At 50.8% G+C, this 5,075-nt stretch carries 2 tRNA genes and 3 rRNA genes; all 5 read left to right on the top strand.

The features are described from left to right. Positions 1-1,472, top strand: a 16S ribosomal RNA gene (locus tag FC96_RS12400); the annotation flags it as partial. 129 nt (positions 1,473-1,601) lie between these two features. After that, positions 1,602-1,675: transfer RNA gene (locus FC96_RS12395), tRNA-Ile, on the top strand. Positions 1,676-1,701: 26 nt separating this feature from the next. After that, a tRNA-Ala gene (locus FC96_RS12390) sits at positions 1,702-1,774 on the top strand. Positions 1,775-1,979: 205 nt separating this feature from the next. Further along, positions 1,980-4,897, top strand: a 23S ribosomal RNA gene (locus FC96_RS12385). A gap of 61 nt (positions 4,898-4,958) precedes the next feature. Next, positions 4,959-5,075, top strand: a 5S ribosomal RNA gene (gene rrf / locus FC96_RS12380).

Raw genomic sequence — 5,075 nt, 5'->3', positions numbered from 1 at the left:
CTGATAGTCAACATCGGATGAGTGGCGAACTGGTGAGTAACACGTGGGTAACCTGCCCAGAAGCGGGGGATAACACTTGGAAACAGGTGCTAATACCGCATAACAACAAAAACCGCATGGTTTTTGTTTGAAAGATGGTTTCGGCTATCACTTCTGGATGGACCCGCGGCGTATTAGCTAGTTGGTGGAGTAATGGTTCACCAAGGCAATGATACGTAGCCGACCTGAGAGGGTAATCGGCCACATTGGGACTGAGACACGGCCCAAACTCCTACGGGAGGCAGCAGTAGGGAATCTTCCACAATGGACGAAAGTCTGATGGAGCAACGCCGCGTGAGTGAAGAAGGCTTTAGGGTCGTAAAACTCTGTTGTTGAAGAAGAACGTGTGTGAGAGTAACTGTTCACACAGTGACGGTATTCAACCAGAAAGCCACGGCTAACTACGTGCCAGCAGCCGCGGTAATACGTAGGTGGCAAGCGTTGTCCGGATTTATTGGGCGTAAAGCGAGCGCAGGCGGTTTCTTAAGTCTGATGTGAAAGCCTTCGGCTTAACCGGAGAAGTGCATCGGAAACTGGGAGACTTGAGTGCAGAAGAGGACAGTGGAACTCCATGTGTAGCGGTGAAATGCGTAGATATATGGAAGAACACCAGTGGCGAAGGCGGCTGTCTGGTCTGTAACTGACGCTGAGGCTCGAAAGCATGGGTAGCGAACAGGATTAGATACCCTGGTAGTCCATGCCGTAAACGATGAGTGCTAAGTGTTGGAGGGTTTCCGCCCTTCAGTGCTGCAGCTAACGCATTAAGCACTCCGCCTGGGGAGTACGACCGCAAGGTTGAAACTCAAAGGAATTGACGGGGGCCCGCACAAGCGGTGGAGCATGTGGTTTAATTCGAAGCTACGCGAAGAACCTTACCAGGTCTTGACATCTTGCGCTAACCTAAGAGATTAGGCGTTCCCTTCGGGGACGCAATGACAGGTGGTGCATGGCTGTCGTCAGCTCGTGTCGTGAGATGTTGGGTTAAGTCCCGCAACGAGCGCAACCCTTATTGTCAGTTGCCAGCATTTAGTTGGGCACTCTGGCGAGACTGCCGGTGACAAACCGGAGGAAGGTGGGGATGACGTCAAGTCATCATGCCCCTTATGACCTGGGCTACACACGTGCTACAATGGATGGTACAACGAGTCGCAAACTCGCGAGGGTAAGCTAATCTCTTAAAGCCATTCTCAGTTCGGACTGTAGGCTGCAACTCGCCTACACGAAGTCGGAATCGCTAGTAATCGCGGATCAGCATGCCGCGGTGAATACGTTCCCGGGCCTTGTACACACCGCCCGTCACACCATGAGAGTTTGCAACACCCAAAGCCGGTTCGGTAACCTTCGGGAGCCTGCCGTCTAAGGTGGGGCAGATGATTAGGGTGAAGTCGTAACAAGGTAGCCGTAGGAGAACCTGCGGCTGGATCACCTCCTTTCTAAGGAATAATACGGAAACCTGCACAGGAACGAAANCTCCTTTCTAAGGAATAATACGGAAACCTGCACAGGAACGAAACTTTGTTTAGTTTTGAGAGGTCTACTCTCAACACATCGCAAACGCTTTTGGGCCTATAGCTCAGCTGGTTAGAGCGCACGCCTGATAAGCGTGAGGTCGATGGTTCGAGTCCATTTAGGCCCACTCAACAAACCGTTAGGTTTTGTTATGGGGAATTAGCTCAGATGGGAGAGCACCTGCTTTGCAAGCAGGGGGTCAGCGGTTCGATCCCGCTATTCTCCATTGACTCATAACGAGTCAAGGNACTTTGTTTAGTTTTGAGAGGTCTACTCTCAAGAATTGGTTCTTTGAAAACTAGATAATATCAATATTTCTTCATTAATTAATTTCAATTAATTAAGCCGAGAACACCGCGTATTTTGAGTTTTTTATTAGTAAAGTTTATTTACTTCGCATATTACTCAATTAACCAGTCACGAAGTGACGAGGTTAAGTTATGAAGGGCGCATGGTGGATGCCTTGGCACTAGGAGCCGATGAAGGACGGGACTAACACCGATATGCTTCGGGGAGTTGTACGTAAACTTTGATCCGGAGATTTCCGAATGGGGCAACCCAATCATTTTCATCGATGATTATCTAGCAGTGAATACATAGCTGTTAGAAGGCAGACGCGGGGAACTGAAACATCTCAGTACCCGCAGGAAGAGAAAGAAAAATCGATTCCCTCAGTAGCGGCGAGCGAACGGGGAACAGCCCAAACCGAGAAGCTTGCTTTTCGGGGTTGTAGGACTGAACATTTGAGTTACCAAAGCAGTTGGTAGTTGAACAAGTTGGGAAGCTTGGCCAAAGACGGTGATAGCCCGGTAAACGAAACCAATTGCCCTCAGTTCAGGATCCTGAGTACGGCCAGACACGTGAAACCTGGTCGGAATCCGGGAGGACCATCTCCCAAGGCTAAATACTCCCTAGTGACCGATAGTGAACCAGTACCGTGAGGGAAAGGTGAAAAGCACCCCGGAAGGGGAGTGAAATAGTTCCTGAAACCATGTGCCTACAATTAGTTGGAGCCCGTTAATGGGTGACAGCGTGCCTTTTGTAGAATGAACCGGCGAGTTACGTTAACATGCAAGGTTAAGTTGAAAAGACGGAGCCGTAGCGAAAGCGAGTCTGAAACGGGCGTTTCAGTATGTTGATGTAGACCCGAAACCAGGTGACCTACCCATGTCCAGGGTGAAGGTGCGGTAAAACGCACTGGAGGCCCGAACCCGTGTACGTTGAAAAGTGCTGGGATGAGGTGTGGGTAGCGGTGAAATTCCAAACGAACTTGGAGATAGCTGGTTCTCTCCGAAATAGCTTTAGGGCTAGCCTCGGAAAGAGAATCGTGGAGGTAGAGCCACTGTTTGGACTAGGGGCCCGTCATGGGTTACTGAATTCAGATAAACTCCGAATGCCACTGATTTATATCCGGGAGTCAGACGGTGAGTGATAAGATCCATCGTCGAAAGGGGAACAGCCCAGACCACCAATTAAGGTCCCTAAGTGTATCCTAAGTGGAAAAGGCGGTGAAGTTGCATAGACAGCTAGGATGTTGGCTCAGAAGCAGCCACCATTTAAAGAGTGCGTAATAGCTCACTAGCCGAGTGATTTTGCACCGAAAATGTACCGGGGCTAAGGATACCACCGAAATTGTGGATGCGACCGTTAGGTCGCGTGATAGGAGAGCGTTCTAAGGGCAATGAAGCTAGATCGTAAGGACTAGTGGAGCGCTTAGAAGTGAGAATGCCGGTATGAGTAGCGAAAGATCAGTGAGAATCTGATCCACCGAATGACTAAGGTTTCCTGGGGAAGGCTCGTCCTCCCAGGGTTAGTCGGGACCTAAGTCGAGGCCGAGAGGCGTAGACGATGGCCAACAGGTTGATATTCCTGTACTAGTAAAACATGTTTGAGCGATGGAGGGACGCAGGAGGCTAAGCCGTGCGCACTGATGGATATGTGCGTTCAAGCAGTAAGTCTGGTTGTCAGTTAAATGCTTTCGACCGAGTAGACAAGCTGTGATGAGGACCGAATTAAGTAGGGAAGTGGCCGACGTCACACTGCCGAGAAAAGCTTCTAGTGAGTGTTTTACTACCCGTACCGCAAACCGACACAGGTAGTCGAGGAGAGGATCCTAAGGTGAGCGAGTGAACTCTCGTTAAGGAACTCGGCAAAATGACCCCGTAACTTCGGGAGAAGGGGTGCTGCACGTCAGTGCAGCCGCAGTGAAGAGGCCCAGGCGACTGTTTATCAAAAACACAGGTTTCTGCAAAATCGTAAGATGACGTATAGGGGCTGACGCCTGCCCGGTGCTGGAAGGTTAAGTGGATGAGTTAGCTTCGGCGAAGCCCAGAAATGAAGCCCCAGTAAACGGCGGCCGTAACTATAACGGTCCTAAGGTAGCGAAATTCCTTGTCGGGTAAGTTCCGACCCGCACGAAAGGCGTAACGATCTGGGCACTGTCTCAACGAGAGACTCGGTGAAATTATAATACCTGTGAAGATGCAGGTTACCCGCGACAGGACGGAAAGACCCCATGGAGCTTTACTATAGCTTGATATTGGGTGTTGACACAATTTGTACAGGATAGGTCGGAGCCGTAGAGGCCGGAACGCTAGTTTCGGCGGAGGCGCTGGTGGGATACGACCCTTGTTGTGTGAACACTCTAACCCGCACCACTTAGCGTGGTGGGAGACAGTGTCAGGTGGGTAGTTTGACTGGGGCGGTCGCCTCCTAAAAAGTAACGGAGGCGCCCAAAGGTTCCCTCAGAATGGTTGGAAATCATTCGTAGAGTGTAAAGGCAGAAGGGAGCTTGACTGCGAGACAGACAGGTCGAGCAGGGACGAAAGTCGGGCTTAGTGATCCGGTGGTACCGTATGGAAGGGCCATCGCTCAACGGATAAAAGCTACCCTGGGGATAACAGGCTTATCTCCCCCAAGAGTCCACATCGACGGGGAGGTTTGGCACCTCGATGTCGGCTCATCGCATCCTGGGGCTGTAGTCGGTCCCAAGGGTTGGGCTGTTCGCCCATTAAAGCGGTACGCGAGCTGGGTTCAGAACGTCGTGAGACAGTTCGGTCCCTATCCGTCGCGGGCGTAGGAAATTTGAGAGGAGCTGTTCCTAGTACGAGAGGACCGGAATGGACACACCGCTGGTGTATCAGTTGTACCGCCAGGTGCATTGCTGAGTAGCTATGTGTGGATGAGATAAACGCTGAAAGCATCTAAGTGTGAAACTCGCCTCAAGATGAGATTTCCCATTCCTTTATGGAAGTAAGACCCCTGAGAGATGATCAGGTAGATAGGCTAGAAGTGGAAGTTCAGTGATGAATGGAGCGGACTAGTACTAATCGGTCGAGGACTTAACCACGAAGTGGTGTTCACGGTGAAAGAAGATATTATCTAGTTTTGAGAGCACCAGTTCTCAATAGTGTGGTGGCGATAGCCTGAAGGATACACCTGTTCCCATGCCGAACACAGTAGTTAAGCTTCAGCACGCCGATAGTAGTTGGGGGATCGCCCCCTGCGAGGGTAGGACGTTGCCACGC

The sequence above is a fragment of the Secundilactobacillus kimchicus JCM 15530 genome (assembly GCF_001433995.1).
Lineage (GTDB): Bacteria > Bacillota > Bacilli > Lactobacillales > Lactobacillaceae > Secundilactobacillus > Secundilactobacillus kimchicus.
This window is presented reverse-complemented; position numbering and strand designations above follow the sequence as displayed.